This is a genomic window from Streptomyces sp. SAI-170 (assembly GCF_049739565.1).
Lineage (GTDB): Bacteria > Actinomycetota > Actinomycetes > Streptomycetales > Streptomycetaceae > Streptomyces.
The window spans coordinates 5,554,677-5,575,860 of record NZ_JBMGQD010000001.1 but is presented as its reverse complement, the minus strand read 5'-3'; the positions used below and the strand labels follow the sequence as shown (position 1 = coordinate 5,575,860).

The following is a 21,184-nucleotide window of genomic DNA, read 5'->3' as shown; positions in this document are numbered from 1 at the left end:
GCCCTTCCTTACGGCTGCTGCGGGTGGTGCGCCGGGATCGGGGGCAGCTCGCCCGTGGTCTCGTACGCCGAGAGCATGTCGATGCGGCGGATGTGGCGCTCGTCCTGGGAGAACGGCGTGTTCAGGAAGGTCTCGACGAACTTCGTCGCCTCCTCCTGGGTGTGCATGCGCGCACCCACCGCGACGACGTTGGCGTTGTTGTGCTGGCGGCCGAGGGACGCCGTCTCCTCGCTCCAGGCGAGGGCCGCACGGACACCCTTGACCTTGTTGGCGGCGATCTGCTCGCCGTTGCCGGAGCCGCCGATCACGATGCCGAGGGCGTCCGGGTCCGCGGCGGTGCGCTCCGCGGCACGGAGGCAGAAGGGCGGGTAGTCGTCCTGGGCGTCGTAGATGTGGGGGCCGCAGTCGACGGGCTCATGGCCGGCGGCCTTCAGCCACTCGACGAGGTGGTTCTTGAGTTCGAAGCCCGCATGGTCCGATCCGAGATACACGCGCATGGGAGGAGTGTGTCATGCGCGGGCGGGTAGCGGCGGAGCGGGTCGCCGCGGACACGGCCGGGGCCCAATCGTGTGACCCAGACTACAGAACCTCAGGAAAACCTCAAGTAACGATATGGATTCAAAGGTTCACGAATCTCGTCACCTCCGTTTCACTGGACCGACTCGTGAGCCAGTCCCCCAACTGCACGAGAGAACCGCTCCCCCGGCGCAAAGGAAATCCATCCAATGACCTCGCAGCCGAACCCGACGAAATCCGCGAACGGCGACCCCGGACCCGGACTCCACGCGGGTCTCAAGAACCGCCATCTGTCGATGATCGCCATCGGTGGCGTGATCGGCGCCGGCCTGTTCGTCGGCTCCAGCTCCGGCATCGCGACCGCGGGCCCCGGCATCCTCCTGTCGTACGCGCTGGTCGGCACGCTCGTGGTGCTGGTCATGCGGATGCTCGGTGAGATGTCCGCGGCCAACCCCACCTCGGGTTCCTTCTCCGCGCACGCCGACCGGGCGCTCGGCCGCTGGGCCGGCTTCTCCATCGGCTGGCTGTACTGGTTCTTCTGGGTCGTCGTGCTCGCCGTCGAGGCGACCGCCGGTGCAGCGATCCTGGAGGGCTGGATCCCCGCCGTACCGCAGTGGGCGTGGGCGCTGATCGTGATGTTCGTGCTGACCGCCACCAACCTGGTGTCCGTCGGCTCCTACGGCGAGTTCGAGTTCTGGTTCGCCGGGATCAAGGTCGTCGCCATCGCCGCGTTCATCGTCGTCGGCGGACTCGCCGTCTTCGGTGTACTTCCTGGGGTCGACAGCGACAAGGCCGCACTGTCCAACCTCACCGACCACGGCGGCTTCCTGCCGAACGGGCCGGGCGCCATCCTGACCGGTGTGCTGCTCGTCGTCTTCTCCTTCATGGGCAGCGAGATCGCGACCCTGGCCGCCGGTGAGTCGGAGGACCCGCAGCGCGCGGTCACCAAGTCCACCAACAGCATCATCTGGCGTATCGCCGTCTTCTACCTGGGCTCGATCCTGGTCGTCGTCACGCTGCTGCCGTGGAACGACCCCTCCATCAAGGAGCAGGGCTCCTACGTCGCCGCGCTGGACTCCCTCGGCATCCCGCACGCCGGCCAGGTCATGAACTTCATCGTGCTGACCTCGGTGCTGTCCTGTCTGAACTCCGGCCTGTACACCGCCTCCCGCATGGCCTTCTCGCTCGGCCGGCGCGGTGACGCGCCCAAGGCGTTCGCGCGGACCACGGCCAACGGTGTGCCGCGGGCGGCGATCCTGGTCTCCGTGGTCTTCGGCTTCGTCGCGGTGTTCTTCAACTACAAGTTCCCGGACTCCGTCTTCCTCTTCCTGCTCAACTCCTCCGGTGCGGTCGCGCTGTTCGTGTGGCTGGTCATCTGCTTCTCGCAGCTGCGCATGCGGAAGATCATCCAGGCCGAGGCGCCGGAGAAGCTCGTCGTGAAGATGTGGCTGTACCCGTACCTGACCTGGGCGGCGGCCGCGCTGATCGTCTTCGTCCTCGGCTACATGCTCACCGACACCGAGCACGACGGCCGCGAGACCGTGCTGCTCTCGCTGCTGGTGGCCGCGGTGGTGCTGGCGATCGCCCTGGTCCGGCAGAAGCTGGGCGCCGGCCGCCCGGCCGTCGCCGCCGAGCACGCGGCCGAGCCGGTGGACAAGGTCACGACCGGCTGATCCCCGTGAACTCGTGAGAAGGCCCCGCGGCCGCGCTGCCGCGGGGCCTTCTTCCGTTCGTACACCTGACGAGTACTGCGTACACCTCACGAGTCCTGCGTATACCTGACGAGTCCTGTCAGGTTATGCGGGCACGATCAGCCGCATGGAACGCATCGACAGCATCGACGGCCAAGGGGAACCGCTCGTGCTCCGTCCCGGCGACGACGGCTACGAGGCGGAACTCGCCGGATTCCAGACCGGGTTCGCCCAGCGCCCCGACGCCGTGTTCGCCGCCGCCTCGGCCTCCGACGTGGCCGCCGCCGTGCGGTACGCCGCCCGGCGCGGGCTCCCGGTCCGGGTGCAGGCGACCGGCCACGGGCTGCCCGGCGCACGCGAGGGCGGCGTCCTCGTCACGACCCGGCGTATGAAGGGCGTGACCGTCGACCCCGCCACCCGTACGGCCCGGATCGAGGCGGGAGTCCGCTGGGGCGAGGTCGTGACCGCCGCGGCACCGCACGGGCTGGCCCCGCTGAACGGCTCGGCGCCCTCGGTCGGGGCCGTGTCCTACACCCTCGGCGGCGGACTGGGCATCCTGGCGCGGCAGTTCGGGTACGCGGCCGACCATGTGCACGCCCTGGAGGTCGTCACCGGCGACGGCGAACCGCGCCGTGTGACCCAGGAGTCCGAGCTGTACTGGGGCCTGCTCGGCGGCGGGCACACGCTGGGGATCGTCACCGCGCTGGAGACGGGCCTCGTCCCGGTCGCCCGGCTCTACGGCGGCGCGCTCGCGTTCGACGGAGGCGAGGTGGAACCGGCCGAGGTGCTGCGGGCGTACGAGGCGTGGACCCGGACCGTGCCGGACGGGCTGACCTCGTCCTTCGCCGCCGTACCGTATCCGGACGTCCCGGCGCTGCCGGAGCGGTTGCGCGGGCGGTACGTGCTCTCGGTGCGGGTGGCGTACACCGGGGCCGACGGGGAGCGGATCGTGGCGCCGCTGCGGGAGCTAGGGCCGGTGCTCGCGGACTCGCTGCGGGAGATGCCGTACGCCGAGAGCCACACCATCCACAGCGACCCGGACTTCCCGCACACCTACTACGGGGACAGCGCGGTGGTCAGCGAGCTGGACGTGGAGCGGGCGGCCGAGGTGCTGCGGCTGACCGGGCCCGGCGCGCCGCTGATGGGTGTCGTCCAGGTCAACCACCTCGGCGGGGCGCTGTCCCGGCCGGCGCCGAACGCGGTGCCCCACCGCGAGGGGCGCTTTCTCGTGCGGCTGCTGGTGATGGGCGGCCGGGAGGAGGCCCGGGCGATGCTGGACCCGGCCTTCGCGCTGCTCGCCCCCGGCACGATCGGCCGTACGGTCAACTTCGCCTTCGGGGCGGGCGACCGGAGCGAGGGGCTGTTCGACGCGCGGACACGCGAGAGGCTCGCCGGACTGAAGTCGACGTACGACCCGGCGAGCCTCTTCGGGGAACAGCTGGGGCTCAGCGCTTGAGGAGCTTCCAGGCGGTGGGCAGCAGGCCCATCGCCAGGGCGGCCTTGAGGGCGTCGCCGATCAGGAACGGGGTGAGGCCCGCGGCGATCGCGGCCGAGGCGGACATGCCCGTGGCCAGGGCCAGGTACGGCACGCCGACGGCGTAGATGATCGCCTCGCCGAGCAGCATCGCCCCGGCCGTGCGCAGCACGGTGCGGTCGGCGCCGCGCCGGGCCAACGCGCCGACGACGGTGGAGGCGAGGATCATGCCGAGGATGTAGCCGAGGGTCGGGGCGGCGGCGCCGGAGTGGCCACCGGCGAACCACGGCACACCGGCGATGCCGGCCAGCGCGTACAGCGCGAGGGACAGGAAGCCGCGGCCCGCGCCGAGGGCCGTGCCGACGAGCAGCACGGCGAAGGTCTGGCCGGTCACCGGAACCGGAGTGCCGGGGACGGGCACCGAGAGCTGGGCTGCGAGGCCGGTGAGCGCGGCGCCGCCGACGACGAGCGCGATGTCGCGGACGCGGGAGGCGGGGATCAGGTCGGCGAGGACCTGCCCGTGGCGGGCGGGGGCGACGGCAGCGGTGCTCATGGGGACTCCGCGGAGGTTGGGGGCACTTCGGGACAACGGCGACGCTATCCCAGAGCGTCTCGGCCGATCACCGTCAGTAGTCGACAAACGCCCGAACACGGACTTGGTGGGCTCCCGACAAAGGAGCAGGCCCCGCGTGACGCCGGTCACTGAGGCAGCGGCGATCCGGTCACACGGGCCGTCTGTGGGGTCCCACCAAACAGGCCGGGGCGCCCTGGCCGTGACCGGAGGGCAGGGCCTACCCTTCCGGTCATGCTCGCCCAGGCCCGGAACCTCACGTCGCGTCGCTATGTCGACCTGCGCCGCCAGGGCACGGCCACCTGTCGCCGCCCTGCCGGGTGAGGCGACCGCGCCTTCGCGTCTTTGTGCCTCACCCGGTTCACGGCTCAGCGTCGGACCGGCCCCTGAGGAACCGTCATGCCCCGCACCGCGGAATCCACCCTTGTCTCCCCCGTGCCCCGCGCCGCCGACAGCGACCGGCGGCGCACCAGCGCCAGCGTCGTCCTGCGGTCCGTGCTGGAGCACGGGCCGGTGGCGCGCAGCACCGTCGCCCGGCTGACCGGTCTTTCGCCGGCGTCGGTGACCGAGCACTGCGCCCGGCTCGCCGGGCTGGGCCTGCTCCGTGAGGCGGTCGCGCCACGGCGGCCCGGCGGGGTGGGCCGGCCGCATGTGCCGGTCGACCTGGACGTGGCGCGGTGGGTGGTGGGCGGGGTGCACGTCGCCGTGCCGTACACCACGGTCGCGCTGCTGGATCTGCGCGGCCGGGTGCTGGCCGAGCGGCGGCTGGGGCACGAGAGCACCGAGCCGTCGCGGGTGCTGGCGCGGGCCGCGTCCGCGCTGGCGGCGCTGTTCACGGGTGTACCGGACCGGCGGCCCCTCGGTGTCGGGGTGGCCGTCGGCGGCTGGGTGGACCGGCAGGCGGGCACGGTCGTGGAGCATCCGCTGCTGGGCTGGCGCGAGGTGCCGGTGCGGGAGCGGCTGACCGCGCTGACGGGGCTGCCGGTGCGGGTGGACGGGCACGCGCGGGCGCTGGTCGACGGTGAGCGGTTGTTCGGGCGGGCGCGCGGCAGCCGCAGTCTGCTGCATCTGTTCGCCGGCAATGTGGTGGACGCGGCGTTCGCCACGCACGACGAGGTGCACCACGGGCCGCGCTCACAGTCCGGCGCGATCGCCCATCTGCCGCTGCCCGGCGGCACCGAGCCCTGCGACTGCGGCCGGACGGGCTGCCTGCAGGCCGAGTTGAGCGAGCGGACGCTGTGCCGCAGGGCGCGTGCGGCGGGCGTGACCGACGGGGCGGACCCGCTGCATGTCCTCGCGGCCGCGCAGGACGGGCACCCGGTGGCCGTGCGGCTGCTGCTGGAGCGGGCCCGGCTGGTGGGGCGGGCGGCCGGGCTGCTGCTCGACGTGGTCAATCCGGAGACGGTCGTCGTCACCGAGCTCGGCGTGATGCACCGCGAGGACTGCATGGCGGCTCTGCGCGAGGAGGTCGGTCCACTGCGGGCGGCGGATGTGCATCCGACGAGTTTCCCGGATTCCGTGCTGGCCGTCGCGGGCGGCTCGGTGGTTCTCGACGCGTTCTACCGGGACCCGCTGGGCGTATCACCTGGGGCGAATTAATTCAGAAACTCGGAATGTTGACAGGTTCCGGGGAAAGCAACGAACATCCTGGTCATGAGCGTTCGCCTGCACTGTTGTGCCTCTTGTTGCTGACACGTTGCCCCGTGTGAAGCGCTCATTTCCTGCTGCGTGAATTTCCCTTTCCGGGCGTCCTCGCCCGTCATTCCTCCTGCCTTTATCGCTCTGTGCGTCAGGGAGTCCCGCCATGTCCTCTCCACCCCTCGCCGGCGTCGACCGCCGTCTCTTCCTCACCTCCCTGCTCGGTGCCGCCGCCGGTGTCGCCGGGCTCAGCGGCTGCGCCGAGAGCAGGGCCGCCACCTCCGCGAAGGGCGCCTCGACGGCCCCGCTCGCGAGCAAGGTCCCGGCCGGTACGAGCCTGAAGGTCGCTTCCTTCCAGGGCCAGCAGCAGCTGCAGTTCAAGCTGGCCGGGCTCGGCAAGCTGCCGTTCGAGGTGTCGAGCTGGGTCAACGTCGCCGCTGGTCCCGATGTCATCAACGCCTTCCGGGCCAACTCCCTGGACCTCGCCAACAACGCGGGCATCCCGCCGATCCAGGCGCACTACCAGGGCTTCGACGCGAAGATCGTCGCGATCAACGTCACCCGTAAGCCCAACTACGTCTTCGCCACCAAGCCCGGCAGCGACATCCGCACCGTCGACGACTTCAAGGGCCGCAAGCTCGCCTTCTCGCAGGGCCAGGCGCAGGGTGTGGTCCTGCTGCGGGCCCTGAAGCAGGCCGGTCTCGCCTACGACGAGGTGGAGCTGGTCCCGCTGACCAGCAACCAGTTCCTCACCGCCCTGCAGTCGGGCCAGGTGGACATCGCCCCGCTGGGCAACACCCAGTCGCCCGCCTATCTCGCGCAGTACGAGTCCAAGGGCGCCCGGGTCATCACCACCGACGTGGTCGACCTGCTGAACCTGCTGTGGGCACCGACGAGCGTGCTGAACGACCGGGCGAAGGCCGCCGCGGTCGCCGCGTACATCCCGCACTGGGCGAAGGGCACGGTGTGGGCGTACGAGCACCCGGACGTCTGGAACGAGGAGTTCTACGTCAAGACGCAGAACCTGACGCTCCAGCAGGCGCAGGGCATCAGCGAGCTCGCCAACAAGCCGTACTTCCCGCCGCGTTGGGACGAGGCGATCCGCTGGGAGCAGGAGACCGCCGATCTGCTGGCGGAGGGCGGCTTCGTGAAGGAGTTCGACGTGGCCTCGCTCTTCGACCACCGCTTCGAGGGCATCGCGGCGCGGTCCGTACCGGCGGAGTACCGGAGGTGAGCGCCGTGACCACGACCACGACCTCGACGGCCACGCCCGTCGTCGCCGAGGCACCGCCGAGGACGCGGAGGAAACGCCGCAGTCTCTCCCCCGGCAGGCGGCTGCCCGCCACCCGGCTGATCGGCCCGCTGCTGTTCCTCGCGCTGTGGGCCGCGGCCTCCGCCGCGGGCCGGCTGGACGCGAACGCGATCCCGGCGCCCTGGACGGTGGTGGAGACCGGCGCCCGGCTGTGGACCGACGGCACCCTGCCCGACGACATCCTGACCTCGCTGCAACGGGCCGCGTCCGGCTTCGCGATCGGCCTGCTCACCGGGGTCGCCCTGGCGCTGGCCTCGGGGCTGAGCCGGGTCGGGGAGGCGCTGATCGACGGGACGGTGAACCTCAACCGGGCGATCCCCACCCTCGGTCTGATCCCGCTGTTCATCCTCTGGCTGGGCATCGGCGAGACCTTCAAGATCGCCATCATCGCGATCGTCGTCTACATCCCGATCTACCTCAACACGCATGCCGCGCTGTCCGGCATCGACAGCCGGTTCGTCGAACTCGCCGAGGTGCAGGGGCTTACCCGGTGGGCCTTCGTCCGGCAGATCGTCGTCCCCGGCGCGCTGCCCGGGTTCTTCGTGGGACTCCGGCTCGGCGTGACCGGCTCCTGGCTGGGCCTGGTGGTGCTGGAGCAGATCAACGCCACCAGCGGGCTCGGCTACATGATGTTCCAGGCCCAGAACTACGGCCAGTCGGACGTCATCCTCGTCGGCCTGGTCGTCTACGGCGTCTTCGGCCTGATCTCCGACAGCACGGTCCGTCTCATCGAACGGAGGGTGCTGTCATGGCGCCGCACACTGAGCAACTGACCCGGCCCGCGGTGCGGCTGCGCGGCCTGACCCGGTCCTTCGACGGACGCACCGTCCTCGACGGCATCGACCTGGACCTCCCGCCCGGCCAGTTCACCGCCCTGCTCGGGCACAGCGGCTCCGGCAAGTCCACGCTGCTGCGGGCCGTGGCGGGCCTGGACCACGAGGTGACCGGCAGCGGGGAGCTGACCGCGCCGGAGCGGATCTCGGTGGTGTTCCAGGACTCCCGGCTGCTGCCCTGGCGCCGCGTGCTGGACAACGTACTGCTGGGGACGGACGGCGTGGACAAGGGCCGCGCGGCGCTGGCGGAGGTCGGGCTGAAGGGGCGCGAGCGGGCCTGGCCGAACGAGCTGTCGGGGGGTGAGGCGCAGCGGGCCGCGCTCGCCCGGTCGCTGGTGCGAGAGCCCGAACTGCTGCTGGCCGACGAGCCGTTCGGGGCGCTCGACGCGCTCACCCGGATCCGGATGCACGGCCTGCTGCGGGAGCTGTGGGAGCGCCACCGGCCCTCGGTGCTGCTGGTCACCCATGACGTGGACGAGGCGATCGTGCTCGCCGACCGCGTCCTGGTGCTGGAGCACGGCCGCATCGGCCTCGACCTGACCATCGACCGCCCGCACCCGCGGTCGTACCGCGATCCACGGCTCGGCGAGTACCGGGAGCGGCTGCTGGCCGCCCTGGGTGTGACGGAGGACCACGCATGACCAGACAGCTGCACCTCAACGCGTTCCTGATGAACACCGGCCACCACGAGGCGTCCTGGCGGCTGCCGGAGAGCGATCCGTACGCCCATGTGGACCTGGCCCACTATGTGCGCCTGGCGCGGATCGCCGAGCGTGGCACCTTCGACTCGCTGTTCCTCGCGGACGGGCCGCATCTGTGGGGCAGCGTGGCCCAGCGGCCGGCCGGGGCGCTGGAGCCGCTGACGCTGCTGACCGCGCTGGCGACGGCCACCGAGCACATCGGCCTGATCGCGACGGCGTCCACGTCCTACAACTCGCCCTACAACCTGGCTCGCAGGTTCGCCTCGCTGGACATCGTCAGCGGCGGCCGGGCGGGCTGGAACATCGTCACCACCGCGGGCGCGGAGGCCGCCCGCAACTTCGGCCTGGACGCCGAGCCGGCGCACGCCGAACGGTACGCGCGGGCCGCCGAGTTCCTCGATGTGGCGCTGAAGCTGTGGGACAGCTGGGAGGACGACGCGATCGTCGCCGACAAGGCGGCCGGCGTGTGGGGCGACGACTCCCGCATCCATCCGCCGCGTCACCAGGGCACCTACTTCAGTGTCGAGGGCGCCCTCAATGTGCCGCGCTCACCGCAGGGCTACCCCCTGCTCGTGCAGGCCGGTTCCTCGGAGGACGGCAAGGACTTCGCCGCCCGGTACGCGGAGGCGGTGTTCACCGCGCAGCAGACCCTTCCAGACGCGCAGGCCTTCTACGCCGACCTCAAGGCCCGCACGGCGGCGGCCGGCCGCGACCCGGACCACGTCAAGGTGCTGCCCGGCATCGTCCCGGTGCTCGGCTCCACCGAGGCCGAGGCGCATGAGAAGGAGCAGGAACTGGAGGACCACATCGTGCACACGCACGGCGTGGCCAACCTGGAGCGGCTGCTCCAGCTGCCCGCGGGAAGCCTGGACCTGGACGGCCCGCTGCCCGCCGACCTGCCGCCGGACACCGCGATCGAGGGCGCCCGCAGCCGCTACACGCTCGTGGTGGAGCTGGCCCGGCGCGAGCGGCTCACCGTACGGCAGCTCATCGGCCGGCTCGGCGGCGGGCGCGGCCACTTCACCCTGGCGGGCACCCCCGAGCAGATCGCCGACACCATCGAGACCTGGTTCACCCGGGGCGCCGCCGACGGGTTCAACATCATGCCCGCCGTCCTGCCCTCCGGCCTGGACGCCTTCGTCGACCACGTCGTGCCGCGCTTGCGTGCCCGCGGCCTGCTGCGCACCGACTACGGCCCCCGCCGCACCCTGCGCGAGCGCTACGGCCTGCCCCGCCCCGCCAACCAGCACACCCTCGCCACCCTGGTCTGAGAGGACACACCCCATGAGCATCGACATCCGCAAGGTCACCGCGACGATCGGCGCCGAGGTCACCGGCGTGGACATCGGCAAACCGCTGGACGAGGAGACCGTCGCCGCGCTGCGGGAGGCCCTGAACGTCCACAAGGCGCTGGTCTTCGACGCGACCGGTCTGGACGACGAGGGCCAGCAGGCCTTCGCCCGGCACTTCGGCGAGCTGACCACCGCGCATCCGACCGTACCGGCGGTGGAGGGCGCGCCGAACGTGCTGCCCGTCGACAGCGAGGGCGGCCGCGCCGCCAACCACTGGCACACGGACGTCACCTTCGTCCTCAACCCGCCCCAGGCGAGCACCCTGCGCAGCCTGACCATTCCGCCGTACGGCGGCGAGACGCTGATCGCGAACGCGGCCGCCGCCTACCGCAACCTGCCCGAGCCGCTGCGGCGGCTGGCCGACGGGCTGTGGGCCGAGCACACCAACGACTACGACTACGCCGTGCCCACGGAGGAGATCGACGAGGAGCAGGCCGCCCGGCGCGCCCAGTTCACGTCGATCACGTACCGCACCGCACACCCCGTGGTGCGGGTGCACCCCCTCACCGGTGAGCGGGGCCTGTTCATCGGCGGCTTCGCGCAGCGGATCGTGGGCCTGTCGGCGGCCGAGTCCCGCACGATCCTCGATCTGCTCCAGGCGTACGTCGTCCGGCCGGAGAACATCCTGCGGCACCGCTGGTCGCCGGACCAGCTGGTGCTGTTCGACAACAGGATCACCCAGCACTACGCCGTCGACAACTACGACGGCCTGCCGCGGCGGCTGCACCGGGTGACGGTCGCCGGGGACGTGCCGGTGGGGATCGACGGCAAGGAGAGCTGGTCGATCGAGGGCGACGCGGCGCACTACACGACCGTCGCCGCCGAGTAACCGGACCGGCACCGTCCGCGCAGGGCGCGTCCGGATAGTGGGCGGCCTCCCCCGCTGGGCGGGGAGGCCGCCCAGACTGTGGACGTTTTTCCCGTGCCTGCTGTCTCATGTATTGGACGATCCGCTCCATGCCCAGCACCACCCCCGCCGAGGCACCGCCGCAGGCGGACGCCCCGGCCACGCTGTCCCACGGCCTGAAGCAGCGCCATCTGTCGATGATCGCCCTCGGCGGCGTGATCGGCGCCGGCCTGTTCGTCGGCTCCAAGGCGGGCATCGCCGCCGCGGGTCCCTCGATCGTCCTCGCCTACACGCTGTCCGGCCTGCTGGTCATGCTGGTGATGCGGATGCTGGGCGAGATGTCGGCCGCGTATCCGTCCTCCGGTTCCTTCTCCGCGCACGCCGAGCGCGCCTTCGGGCCATGGGCGGGCTTCACCGCGGGCTGGTCGTTCTGGGTGCTGCTGTGCACGGCGGTCGGCCTGGAGGGCATCGGCGCCGCGCAGATCGTCACGGGCTGGCTGCCGGGGACGCCCGAGTGGGCCTGGGTGGCGCTGTTCATGGTGGTGTTCTGCGGGGCGAACCTGGCCGCGGTGAAGAACTTCGGCGAGTTCGAGTTCTGGTTCGCCGCGCTGAAGGTCGGCGCGATCAGCCTGTTCCTCGTGCTGGGCGTGCTCGCCGTGCTCGGTGTGCTGCCCGGCACGGACTCCCCCGGCGCCTCGAACCTCACCGACTTCCTGCCCGGCGGCGGGGAGGGCCTGATCATCGGCCTGCTCGCGTCCGTCTTCGCGTACGGCGGTCTGGAGACGGTCACCATCGCCGCGGCCGAGTCGGCCGACCCGGTCAAGGGCGTGGCGAGCGCGGTGCGCACCGCGATGTGGCGCATCGGCCTGTTCTACATCGGCTCGATGGCGGTCGTGGTCACGCTCGTGCCCTGGGACTCCAAGGCCATCGCCGAGCACGGCCCCTACGTCGCCGCGCTCGACACTCTCGGCATCCCGGGCGCGGGCCAGCTGATGAACGTCGTCGTGCTGGTCGCCCTGCTGTCCGCGATGAACGCCAACATCTACGGCTCCTCGCGCATCGCCTACTCGCTGGTCCAGCGCGGCCAGGGACCGAAGGCGCTGGCGAAGGTGTCCGGCGGGGTGCCCCGGATCGCGGTGCTGGCGTCCTGCTTCTTCGGGTTCGTCTGCGTGGCCCTCAACTACTGGCGGCCCGACGACGTCTTCTCCTGGCTGCTGAACATGATCGGCGGCGTGATCCTGGTCGTCTGGTTCTTCATCGCCGCCTCCCAGCTGAAGCTGCGCCGCCGGCTGGAGCGCGAGGCGCCGGAGAAGCTGGTCGTGCGCATGTGGGCGTTCCCGGTGCTGACCTGGGTCGCGCTGGCGGGCGTGGTGGTCATCTTCGTGCTGATGGCCCGTGAGCCCGACACGCGCGTCCAGCTGTACTCGACCGGGGGCATGACCCTGGCGCTGGCGGCCGCCGGCTACGCCTGGCAGAAGGCGCGCGCCGGGGACTGACCCGACCCCCTCGGCCCGAAAGCCCCCGTGTGATCCACACGGGGGCTTTTTGCTGCTAGCTTGTTATTGCGAACTGCTTGCAATAAGAGGTCGGAGGGGACCTTCATGCCCGTCTACACGCTGCCTGACCTGCCGTACGACTACTCCGCGCTCGCGCCCGTGATCAGCCCGGAGATCATCGAGCTGCACCACGACAAGCACCACGCGGCCTATGTGAAGGGCGCCAACGACACGTTGGAGCAGCTCGCCGAGGCCCGGGACAAGGAGCGGTGGGCGGCGCTGAACGGGCTGGAGAAGAGCCTGGCCTTTCATCTGTCCGGCCACATCCTGCACTCGATCTACTGGCAGAACATGACCGGCGAGGGCGGCGGCGAGCCGCTGGCCGTGGACGGCGTGGGCGAACTGGCCGACGCCATCGCCGAGTCCTTCGGCTCCTTCGCCGCGTTCAAGGCCCAGCTGTCCAAGGCCGCCGCGACCACCCAGGGCTCCGGCTGGGGCGTGCTGGCGTACGAGCCGCTGAGCGGGCGGCTGATCGTCGAGCAGGTCTACGACCACCAGGGCAACGTCGGCCAGGGCTCGACGCCGATCCTGGTCTTCGACGCCTGGGAGCACGCCTTCTACCTCCAGTACCGCAACCAGAAGGTCGACTTCGTCGAGGCCATGTGGCAGGTCGTCAACTGGCAGGACGTGGCCCGGCGGTACGCGGCCGCCAAGTCCCGCACGGATGTGCTGCTGCTGGCGCCCTGAGCGTCCGAGATGTCCTGCTCGTGATCGTCTTCTCACCCTTCACGCGGCAGGCGCACAGAGGAAGCCCCCGTGAGGACGTGACTCACGGGGGCTTCCCCTTCCGGTCCCCGGCACGGCCGGTTCCGGGCTCACCGCGACCGCGCCGGGCGGTCTACCCTCCTCAGTCCCGGGCCCGAGGAGGCAGCCATGTCCGACGTCCGATGCCCCAACCCGACCTGCGGCGGACCCCTGCGGCGGTTCAGGGACCTGAACGAGGCGGAGGCGGCGGCCACCAAGGCGGTGGTGAACAAGTACCCCAGCGAGCGGGACGAGAAGTTCCGCCCCCAGGCCTACCACCGGTGCACCACGAAGGGCTGCCGCCGCGTCCAACGCAAGGACAACTGGCAGATGGGCGGCAACCTGCCCGAAGGCTTCTGAACCGCCGCCCGGAAGCGCCTTACAGGTTGCTGAAGTCCGGGCCCTTGGTGCGGGTCCTCTTGATCTCGTAGAAGCCCGGCACCGAGGCCACCGCCAGGGTGCCGTCCCACAGGCGGGCCGCCTCCTCGCCCTTGGGGGCCGGGGTGACGACCGGGCCGAAGAAGGCGATCTGCTCGCCGTCGGGGCCGGGTACGGCGATGACCGGGGTGCCGACGTCCTGGCCGACCTTCTCGATGCCCTCCTTGTGGGAGGCGCGCAGCTCGGCGTCGAACTCGAAGTCCTTCTGCTCGGCGTACTCGATGAGGTCCGCGGGCAGGCCCACGTCCGCCAGGGCGGCGGCGATGGCCTCCAGGGTCGGGCCCTCGCCGTTGTTGTGGAAGCGGGTGCCGAGCGCGGTGTAGAGGGGGCCGAGGACGGCGTCGCCGTGCTTCTGCCAGGCCGCGGTGACCACGCGCACCGGCTTCCAGGCCTTGGTGGCGAGCATGTCGCGGTATTCCTCGGGCAGTTCGTCCAGCCGGTTCTCGTTGAGGACGGCGAGGCTCATGACATGCCAGCGGACCTCGATCTCGCGGACCTTCTCCACCTCCAGCACCCAGCGCGAGGTCATCCACGCCCACGGGCACAGCGGGTCGAACCAGAAGTCGACGGGGGTCTTGTCCGACATGTCTCTCCTCGAAAAGGGGTTGCTTCACCGGTCAACGACAGGGGAACGTCCGTGCTCGCCCCGCCCATTCCCTGCTGTGCCTTGTCAGGTGCACATGGCAGGATCGGCCCTGTTCAGCATTCGAGACGCCCTGAGGGAGAATCGCCCGTGCCCGGTGAGAATCTGTCCCGCGACGAGGCCCGGGAGCGGGCCGCACTGCTGTCCGTCGACGGCTACGACGTGTCGCTCGACCTGCGTTCGGCGATCGGTGAGCACAGCGGGGACGGGCCGCGGACCTTCCGGTCCGTGACCACCATCCGGTTCCGCTGCGCCGAGCCGGGCGCGAGCAGCTTCGCGGATCTTCTCGCGCCGGGTGTGACGGCGGTCTCCCTCAACGGCCGTGATCTGGACCCGGGTGAGGTGTTCGACGGCTCGCGGATCCTGCTGGAGGACCTGGCCGCCGACAACGAGCTGGTGGTGGACGCGCAGTGCGCCTACTCGCGCACCGGCGAGGGCATGCACCGCTTCGTCGACCCCGAGGACGGCGAGGTGTATCTGTACACGCAGTACGAGCCGGCCGACTCCCGCCGGGTGTTCGCGAACTTCGAGCAGCCCGACCTCAAGGCCCCCTTCCGCTTCGAGGTGCGCGCGCCCGAGGGCTGGACGGTGTGGAGCAACGGGGTGGGCCGGCAGGCGGACGGGGTCTGGCGGTTCGCGGAGACCAAGCCGATCTCGACGTACATCACGTGCGTGGTGGCGGGTCCGTACCACTATGTGACGGATTCGTACACGCGGACGCTCGACGACGGTACGACGCTTCAGATCCCGCTCGGCGCGATGTGCCGCAAGGGGCTCGCGCCGCACTTCGACGCGGACGACGTGTTCCTGGTGACCAAGCAGGGCCTGGACTTCTTCCACGAGCACTTCGACTACCCGTACCCGTTCGGGAAGTACGACCAGGCGTTCGTGCCGGAGTACAACCTGGGCGCGATGGAGAACCCGGGTCTGGTGACCTTCCGCGAGGAGTACATCTTCCGCGGCAAGGTGACGCAGGCGTCGTACGAGGCGCGGGCGAACGTCGTCCTGCACGAGATGGCGCACATGTGGTTCGGCGACCTGGTCACCATGGTGTGGTGGGACGACCTGTGGCTGAAGGAGTCCTTCGCGGACTTCATGGGCACCTTCGCGAACGTCGGCGCGACCCGCTTCGAGAACGCCTGGATCACGTTCGCCAACCGCCGCAAGGCCTGGGCCTACCGCGCCGACCAGCTGCCCTCCACGCACCCCATCACGGCCGACATCCGTGACCTTCAGGACGCCAAGCTCAACTTCGACGGCATCACGTACGCCAAGGGCGCCTCGGTGCTCAAGCAGCTGGTGGCGTACGTCGGTCAGGACGCGTTCCTGGAGGGCGCGCGGCGCTACTTCAAGCGGCACGCGTACGGCAACACGCGCCTGGGCGACCTGCTGTCGGTGCTGGAGGAGACCAGCGGGCGGGACATGGGCGCGTGGGCGCGGGCCTGGCTGCAGACCGCCGGGGTCAACTCGCTGACGCCGCAGGTGCTGCTGACGGCGGAGGGCCGGATCGACGAGCTGGCCGTGCTCCAGGAGGCCCCCGAGTCGCACCCCGAGCTGCGTCCGCACCGGGTCGCGATCGGCCTGTACCGGCGTATCGAGAAGGACGGGCTTCCGTCGCTGGAGCGGTACGCGCGTGCCGAGGCGGACGTCGACGGGCCGCGGACGGTCGTGGCGGAGCTGGCGGGTGCCGAGGCGCCGGATCTGGTGCTGGTCAACGACGACGACCTGACGTACTGCAAGACGCGCTTCGACGAGACCTCGCTGGCCGCGCTGCGGCGCAGCCTCGGCTGGATGCCGGACCCGCTGGCGCGTGCGCAGTGCTGGTCGGCGCTGTGGAACATGACGCGGGACGCGCTGCTGCCGGCCCGGGAGTTCATCGACCTGGTGCTGAAGTTCGCGGGCCAGGAGACCGACATCGGTGTGCTGCAGATGCTGCACGCGTGGGCGGAGTCGGCGGCGGTGCACTACACGGCGCCCGAGCAGCGCGAGGAGACCGGGCGGAAGCTGTGCCAGGGCGCGTCCGTGCAGCTGTACGGCGCCGAGGCGGGCAGCGAGCACCAGCTGGCGTGGGCGCGGTTCTTCGCGCGGGTCGCGGATGTGCCGGCCGCGTTCGAGCTGCTGACCTCGCTGCTGGACGGCACCCTGACGCTGCCGGGGCTGGACGTCGACCAGGAGCTGCGGTGGGCGTTCCTGGAGTCGCTGGCCGTGCACGAGGTGGTCGGCGAGAAGGAGCTGGCGGCGGAACTCGCGCGGGACGACACGGCCTCGGGCAAGCGGCACCAGGTGCGCTGTCTGGCCTCGCGTCCGCAGGCGGCGGTCAAGGCGCAGGCGTGGGCGCAGGTCGTGGAGTCGGACGAGCTGTCCAACGCGCTGGTGGAGGCGACGATCGCGGGGTTCGCCCAGCCGTCGCAGCGGGAGCTGACGGCGCCGTACGTGGAGAAGTACTTCGCGGTGATCGAGCGGGTGTGGGCCGAGCGGTCGATCCAGATCGGCATGGATGTGGTGCGGGGGCTGTTCCCGTCGCTCCAGGACTCGCCGCAGACGCTGGCGGCGACGGACGCGTGGCTGGCCGCCCACGAGGACGCGGCTCCGGCGCTGCGGCGGCTGGTGCTGGAGGCCCGGGATGACCTGGCGCGGGCGTTGCGGGGGCAGGCTTGTGACGCGGGGGTCGCGGGCTGACTGCCCCTGGGGCCTGTCGACGGGTGGGTCGGCGCTGTCGGCTGTGCCCACCCGTTCCGCCCTGCGGAACGACTGCCCACAGCGGTGGCGGGGACTGCCCACAGCGGTGGGGGGGGGGACTGCCCACAGCGGTGGGGGCGACCGCCCACAGCAGGGCGGAGCCGAGCGGTGCGGAGCGGAGCCGAGCGGTGCGGAGCGGAGCCGAGCGGGGCGGGGCAGGGCGGTGCGGGCCGGAGCGGGGCGGGGCGGGGCGGGGCGGGTGGTCGGTGCGTTGCCTGAATGGCGTATCGCCTCTCGGCATCCGAACACGCGTACTTTAGTGCGGGGTTGTCCAGGTTTGTCGACGGGTCTGTAACAGCGGTTAGGGGGCGGCGCGGGGGTGGGAATCCCCGGGTCATGAACCACAACACCCCGCTCTCCCCCCGCCCCCTCCGCCACGTCTCCGAGCTGCACCGGCGGGTGCTGACCGCCGCACAGCTGCGCTCCCACGGCGTCACGGCCGCGGAGGTGAGCGAGCAGTGCCGCCCGGGTGGCCCGTGGCAGCAGATCCTCCCGGGCGTGTTCCTGCTCCACCCCGGCCCGCCCACCAGCGAGGAGCGGCTGCACGCGGTGCTGCTGTACGCGGCGCGCGAGACCCCGTCGTCGACCGGGGTGCCGGTGCAGCCCGGCGCGGACGAGCCGCACCGTCCCGGCTACACCGAGGCGATGATCACCGGCCTGGCGGCGCTGACCCTGCACGGGTTCTCCGCGTCGCCGCCGCTGCTGTCGCTGGAGCGGATCGACGTGCTCGTGCCGCGGCTGCGCCGGCTGCGTTCGACGGGCTGCGTGACCATCGTGCGCACCCCGGACATGCCCACCCCGCGGCAGGTCACCGGCCTGCCGGTGGCGCCGGTGCCGCGGGCGCTGGCCGACGCGGTGGCTCAGCTGTCGGACGCGGGCGTGGTGCGGCGGCTGCTGACGGAGGCGGTGCGCGCCGGGCACTGCGAGGCGGCGTCGGTGGTGCGCGAGCTGAACCGGGCCAGGCTGCTCGCGCTCCCGCACGTGGTGGACGCGGTGGACTCGCTGCTGGCGGAGGGCCGGGCCATCGCGGAGGACCGGCTGTACCGGATGGTGCGCGAGCACGGCCTGCCCGACCCGGTGTGGAACGTCGATCTGCGCCTGCCGGGCGGGCCGCATCTGGGCGGGGTGGACGCCTACTGGCCGGAGCAGGCGGTGGCGGTGGAGCTGGACACGCGCGCTCCCCGTCAGGACGACGACGCCCTGTGGTCGGAGTACGCCCGCAAGCGCGAGCACCTGGAGCGGCTCGGCATCACCGTCGTCCACATCACGCCGCGCAAGCTGCGCGACGCGATGGACCAGCAGGCCACGGTCGTCCGTACGGCCCTGATGGCCTCGGGCGACCGCGACCCGGCCGCGTATGTCGTGGTGCTGCCCCGGTAGACGCCTGCCGGGATCGCATCAGGAGGGGAGAGGAGGGGCCGCCGGGTCACACCGGGCGGCCCCTCCTCGTGTTCAGCTGTCCCCGCAGAACTCCGCCTCGATCACCGCCGCGTTGTCGCCCGACCAGTCGCCGTTGAAGTTGAAGGCGAGCGAGTGGCGGGCGTCGGGGGTGGTGACCGCTTCGGAGGTGGAGCCGTGGATGCCGCCGCCGTGGCCCCAGACGTGGACGCCGCAGCCGAGTTCGCGGTCGATGAGGCCGAGGCCGTAGCGGGCGCCGGGGATGTCGCCGGCCTTGACGGTGGTCTTCATCTCCTTCAGCTGCTCCGGGGGCAGCAGGCGTCCGCCGAGGAGGGCCCGGTAGAAGCGGCCGAGGTCGGCGGAGTCGGAGATCATCTCGCCGGCCGAGGAGGCGAGGGACGGGTTGAGTTCGGTGACGTCGTACGTCGGTCCGGTCGGCTCCTCGGCCAGCTTGCCGTACGCGCGGCTGCTGGGCCGCGGGACGGTGACCCGGGTGCCGGGGACGGAGGTGGCCCTCAGGTGCAGGGGCTCGATGATCCGGTCGCGGATCTCGGTGCCGTACGGGCGGCCGGTCACCTGCTCGATCACCATGCCGGCCAGCACGTAGTTGGTGTTGGAGTAGCTCCAGTCGGTGCCGGGCGCGAAGTCGGGCCGGTGCTTCATGGCGATGGCGACGAGGCCGGCCGGCGGCAGGCTGTCGTAGCGGTGCCGGAAGAAGCCGTCCTTGAGGAAGTAGCTGCGGACGAAGTCGCTGTCCGAGGTGTAGTCGTGGACGCCGCTGGTGTGGTTGAGGAGCTGCCGCACGGTGATCTTCGTGCCGTCGTGGCCGTGGCCGCGCACCAGGCCGGGCAGCCACTTGTCGACGGAGTCGTCGAGCGACAGGCGGCCCTCGGCCTCCAGTTGGAGCAGGACGGTGGCGACGAAGGTCTTGGTGATGCTGCCGACGCGGTAGCGGTCCGCCGGGGTGCGCGGCGCGCCGGTGCGCAGGTCGCCGACGCCGGCGGTCGCCCGCCAGGTGCCGTGGGTGTCCCGGGCGGTGGCGGTGACGCCGGGGACGCCGTCGCGCACCGCGGCCCGCATCGCGTCGTACGTCGCCCGGTGCTGCTGGACGACCTGTTGCTGCACCGCGGGTGCGGACAGGGCCGGGCCCGCCAGGGCCGCGGACAGGGCGGCGGCCGTCGCCGCGACCAGGGCCACGCGGGTCCGCCGTACTCGTGCCGTCATGTCGGTCTCCCCCTTCTCACCTGCCTGCACGGGGCAGGCCGGGTGATGCCTGTTCGGTCGGGGGGAATAACCCGGGGCGCGCCAGGAAGGTTGCCCCGCGTCGTCCTGGTTGATCGTATTTCAGCCCTTCTTCGACGCCCGGCCCCCGGCGGGCCGTTCGCGCCACAGTCTCAGGGCGATGTCGACGAGGGCAACATGACGCAGACCGGGCAGTGCGTCGAGGTCGTGCCAGGCGGCGAGATCGGTGGAGCCGCCGATCTCGGGGCGCAGTTCGCCGCCGGTGACGCGGCCCTCGTACAGGAGGCGTACGCCGTGGTGGTCGACCGCGCGGCGCAGGCCGCGGCGGGGCCGGGCGAAACGGTTGGAGTGGATGCCGAGGAGGCCGGTGACCTCGATGCGGTAGCCGGTCTCCTCGGTCACCTCCCGGCGGACGGTGTCGTACGGGTCCTCGCCGTGCTCCATGCCGCCGCCGGGCAGCACCCACTCGGGGACACCGTCGTCGTCCGCGGAGCGGGCGAGCAGGAGTTGTCCGTCGGTCACGCACACGGCGTAGGCCGCCACCCTCAATTTCCTGCGCATCCAGGGAAGTTAACGCGCCTCGGCCGGATTGGCAGGTGAGTATGCGGGCGCGGACCAGCGCAGCGGCACGGCCGCGGGTGTCTGGATCACCTCCTTCGGCGTGAAGCGGACCGTGCGTTCGCCGTCGTCGGCGATGTCGGTGCGGGCCTCACCGGTGAGCTGGAGCGCGGTGCCGTCCGTCCAGTCCAGGAAGAGCAGGCCGGCGCGGGGGTCGGCGGTGAGGTTGCCGAGGCTGAGGAACATGGAGTTGCCCGGGTAGTCCCGCCAGGCCAGTTCGCGCGGGGAGACGACCTCGACGAAGCCGGGGTTGCCGCCGCGGTGGCTGGCGTCGGCGCCGCCCTCGTACACGCTGGCCAGGAAGAAGGTGTCGGCCCTGGCCACGAACGCCTGCTGCGCCGCCGTCAGTTCGGTGCCGTGACGGGCCGGGCCCGGGGTGCGGTCGGGCAGCAGCTCGTACGACTCTCGCTTCTGCAGGTACTTGGGGCAGTTGGCGAAGACCCGGTCGGCGTCGATCGCCAGGCCTCGCGCGGACGGGCGGGCCAGGCCGTTCAGGCGCATGCGGCGGCGGGTGCGCGGGTCGAGGGCGAGGGTGCCGACCGGGGTGCCGGGGGTGGCGAGGGCCGTCGCCAGGGGGTCGGCCGGGCCCGGCCCGCCCGCCACGGAGACGGAGTGCGGGCCGGTGGCCCGGACGAAGCCCGGCGGGCCGGTCAGCGGGGAGGCCCACACCGCGCCGGTCGCCGGGTCGGCGGCGCCGGCGATCAGCAGCGGCTGGAGCTCCAGGAAGGCCGCGGCGACCGGCTTGATGCCGGGGCCGATGGAGCGGCCGACGTGGTCGGCGAGGGCGCGCACCCCCAGGCGGTCCTGGAGGGTGCGCGAACCCGCGTGGTAGACGGTCATGGTTCCTCCCCGTGGCTGTGTGTCTTTGTGT

At 71.6% G+C, this 21,184-nt stretch carries 19 protein-coding genes; 13 read left to right on the top strand and 6 right to left on the bottom strand.

What is annotated here, in order from left to right:
* Positions 1-8: 8 nt before the first annotated feature.
* The gene (locus RKD23_RS24990) at positions 9-497 is read right to left on the bottom strand and encodes a ribose-5-phosphate isomerase (RefSeq protein WP_404035562.1); all 489 of its coding nucleotides are present in this window, start codon (positions 495-497) and stop codon (positions 9-11) included.
* 228 nt (positions 498-725) lie between these two features.
* On the opposite strand from RKD23_RS24990, the gene RKD23_RS24985 reads away from it, so the two are divergent.
* Positions 726-2,189 (top strand): amino acid permease, encoded by a 1,464-nt coding sequence (locus RKD23_RS24985; protein WP_424855704.1) that lies wholly within the window; start codon positions 726-728, stop codon positions 2,187-2,189.
* 145 nt (positions 2,190-2,334) lie between these two features.
* Positions 2,335-3,663 (top strand): FAD-binding oxidoreductase, encoded by a 1,329-nt coding sequence (locus RKD23_RS24980; RefSeq protein WP_424855703.1) that lies wholly within the window; start codon positions 2,335-2,337, stop codon positions 3,661-3,663.
* Here RKD23_RS24980 and RKD23_RS24975 read toward each other — a convergent pair.
* Positions 3,653-4,234 carry a biotin transporter BioY gene (locus tag RKD23_RS24975; protein WP_424855702.1) on the bottom strand — a complete coding sequence of 194 codons (582 nt, stop codon included), beginning with the start codon at positions 4,232-4,234 and terminating at the stop codon, positions 3,653-3,655. The genes RKD23_RS24980 and RKD23_RS24975 overlap by 11 nt on opposite strands.
* Positions 4,235-4,651: 417 nt before the next feature.
* Between RKD23_RS24975 and RKD23_RS24970 the strand changes: the two genes are divergently transcribed.
* The 9 genes from RKD23_RS24970 to RKD23_RS24930 all read left to right on the top strand — a co-directional run bounded on the left by RKD23_RS24970 (position 4,652) and on the right by RKD23_RS24930 (position 13,595).
* Positions 4,652-5,851, top strand: coding sequence for an ROK family protein (locus tag RKD23_RS24970; protein WP_424855701.1), 1,200 nt, complete (start codon positions 4,652-4,654; stop codon positions 5,849-5,851).
* Between the two features lie 205 nt (positions 5,852-6,056).
* Positions 6,057-7,124: an ABC transporter substrate-binding protein gene (locus RKD23_RS24965; RefSeq protein WP_424855700.1), complete on the top strand. Its 1,068-nt coding sequence runs from the start codon at positions 6,057-6,059 to the stop codon at positions 7,122-7,124.
* Positions 7,121-7,975, top strand: a complete 855-nt coding sequence (locus RKD23_RS24960) for an ABC transporter permease (protein WP_424855699.1) — start codon at positions 7,121-7,123, stop codon at positions 7,973-7,975. The genes RKD23_RS24965 and RKD23_RS24960 overlap by 4 nt, the downstream gene beginning before the upstream one ends.
* Positions 7,951-8,676 (top strand): ABC transporter ATP-binding protein, encoded by a 726-nt coding sequence (locus RKD23_RS24955; protein ID WP_404035582.1) that lies wholly within the window; start codon positions 7,951-7,953, stop codon positions 8,674-8,676. The genes RKD23_RS24960 and RKD23_RS24955 overlap by 25 nt, the downstream gene beginning before the upstream one ends.
* Positions 8,673-10,007 (top strand): LLM class flavin-dependent oxidoreductase, encoded by a 1,335-nt coding sequence (locus RKD23_RS24950; protein WP_424855698.1) that lies wholly within the window; start codon positions 8,673-8,675, stop codon positions 10,005-10,007. The genes RKD23_RS24955 and RKD23_RS24950 overlap by 4 nt, the downstream gene beginning before the upstream one ends.
* Positions 10,008-10,020: 13 nt before the next feature.
* A complete protein-coding gene (locus RKD23_RS24945) occupies positions 10,021-10,917 on the top strand; it encodes a TauD/TfdA dioxygenase family protein (RefSeq protein ID WP_424855697.1) in 897 nt (298 codons plus the stop codon).
* 128 nt (positions 10,918-11,045) lie between these two features.
* Positions 11,046-12,431: an amino acid permease gene (locus RKD23_RS24940; RefSeq protein WP_424855696.1), complete on the top strand. Its 1,386-nt coding sequence runs from the start codon at positions 11,046-11,048 to the stop codon at positions 12,429-12,431.
* Positions 12,432-12,536: 105 nt separating this feature from the next.
* Positions 12,537-13,178, top strand: a complete 642-nt coding sequence (locus RKD23_RS24935; protein WP_404035593.1) for a superoxide dismutase — start codon at positions 12,537-12,539, stop codon at positions 13,176-13,178.
* A 186-nt stretch (positions 13,179-13,364) separates the two neighbouring features.
* Positions 13,365-13,595 carry a hypothetical protein gene (locus RKD23_RS24930; protein WP_424855695.1) on the top strand — a complete coding sequence of 77 codons (231 nt, stop codon included), beginning with the start codon at positions 13,365-13,367 and terminating at the stop codon, positions 13,593-13,595.
* Between the two features lie 19 nt (positions 13,596-13,614).
* Here the strand turns inward: RKD23_RS24930 and RKD23_RS24925 are convergent, their stop codons facing one another.
* Positions 13,615-14,259, bottom strand: coding sequence for a DsbA family protein (locus RKD23_RS24925; protein WP_404035597.1), 645 nt, complete (start codon positions 14,257-14,259; stop codon positions 13,615-13,617).
* A 147-nt stretch (positions 14,260-14,406) separates the two neighbouring features.
* Between RKD23_RS24925 and pepN the strand changes: the two genes are divergently transcribed.
* On the top strand, positions 14,407-16,995 hold the full coding sequence (pepN, locus tag RKD23_RS24920; RefSeq protein WP_424855694.1) for an aminopeptidase N: 2,589 nt from the start codon (positions 14,407-14,409) through the stop codon (positions 16,993-16,995).
* A gap of 396 nt (positions 16,996-17,391) precedes the next feature.
* Positions 17,392-18,435 (top strand): hypothetical protein, encoded by a 1,044-nt coding sequence (locus RKD23_RS24915; protein ID WP_424855693.1) that lies wholly within the window; start codon positions 17,392-17,394, stop codon positions 18,433-18,435.
* A gap of 72 nt (positions 18,436-18,507) precedes the next feature.
* Here RKD23_RS24915 and RKD23_RS24910 read toward each other — a convergent pair whose 3' ends face one another.
* The 3 genes from RKD23_RS24910 to RKD23_RS24900 form a co-directional block, all read right to left on the bottom strand.
* On the bottom strand, positions 18,508-19,677 hold the full coding sequence (locus RKD23_RS24910) for a serine hydrolase domain-containing protein (RefSeq protein ID WP_424855692.1): 1,170 nt from the start codon (positions 19,675-19,677) through the stop codon (positions 18,508-18,510).
* A 120-nt stretch (positions 19,678-19,797) separates the two neighbouring features.
* Complete coding sequence (locus tag RKD23_RS24905; RefSeq protein ID WP_424855691.1) at positions 19,798-20,256, bottom strand: NUDIX hydrolase; 459 nt, start codon at positions 20,254-20,256, stop codon at positions 19,798-19,800.
* A 9-nt stretch (positions 20,257-20,265) separates the two neighbouring features.
* Complete coding sequence (locus RKD23_RS24900; RefSeq protein WP_424855690.1) at positions 20,266-21,153, bottom strand: pyridoxamine 5'-phosphate oxidase family protein; 888 nt, start codon at positions 21,151-21,153, stop codon at positions 20,266-20,268.
* Positions 21,154-21,184: the final 31 nt, after the last annotated feature.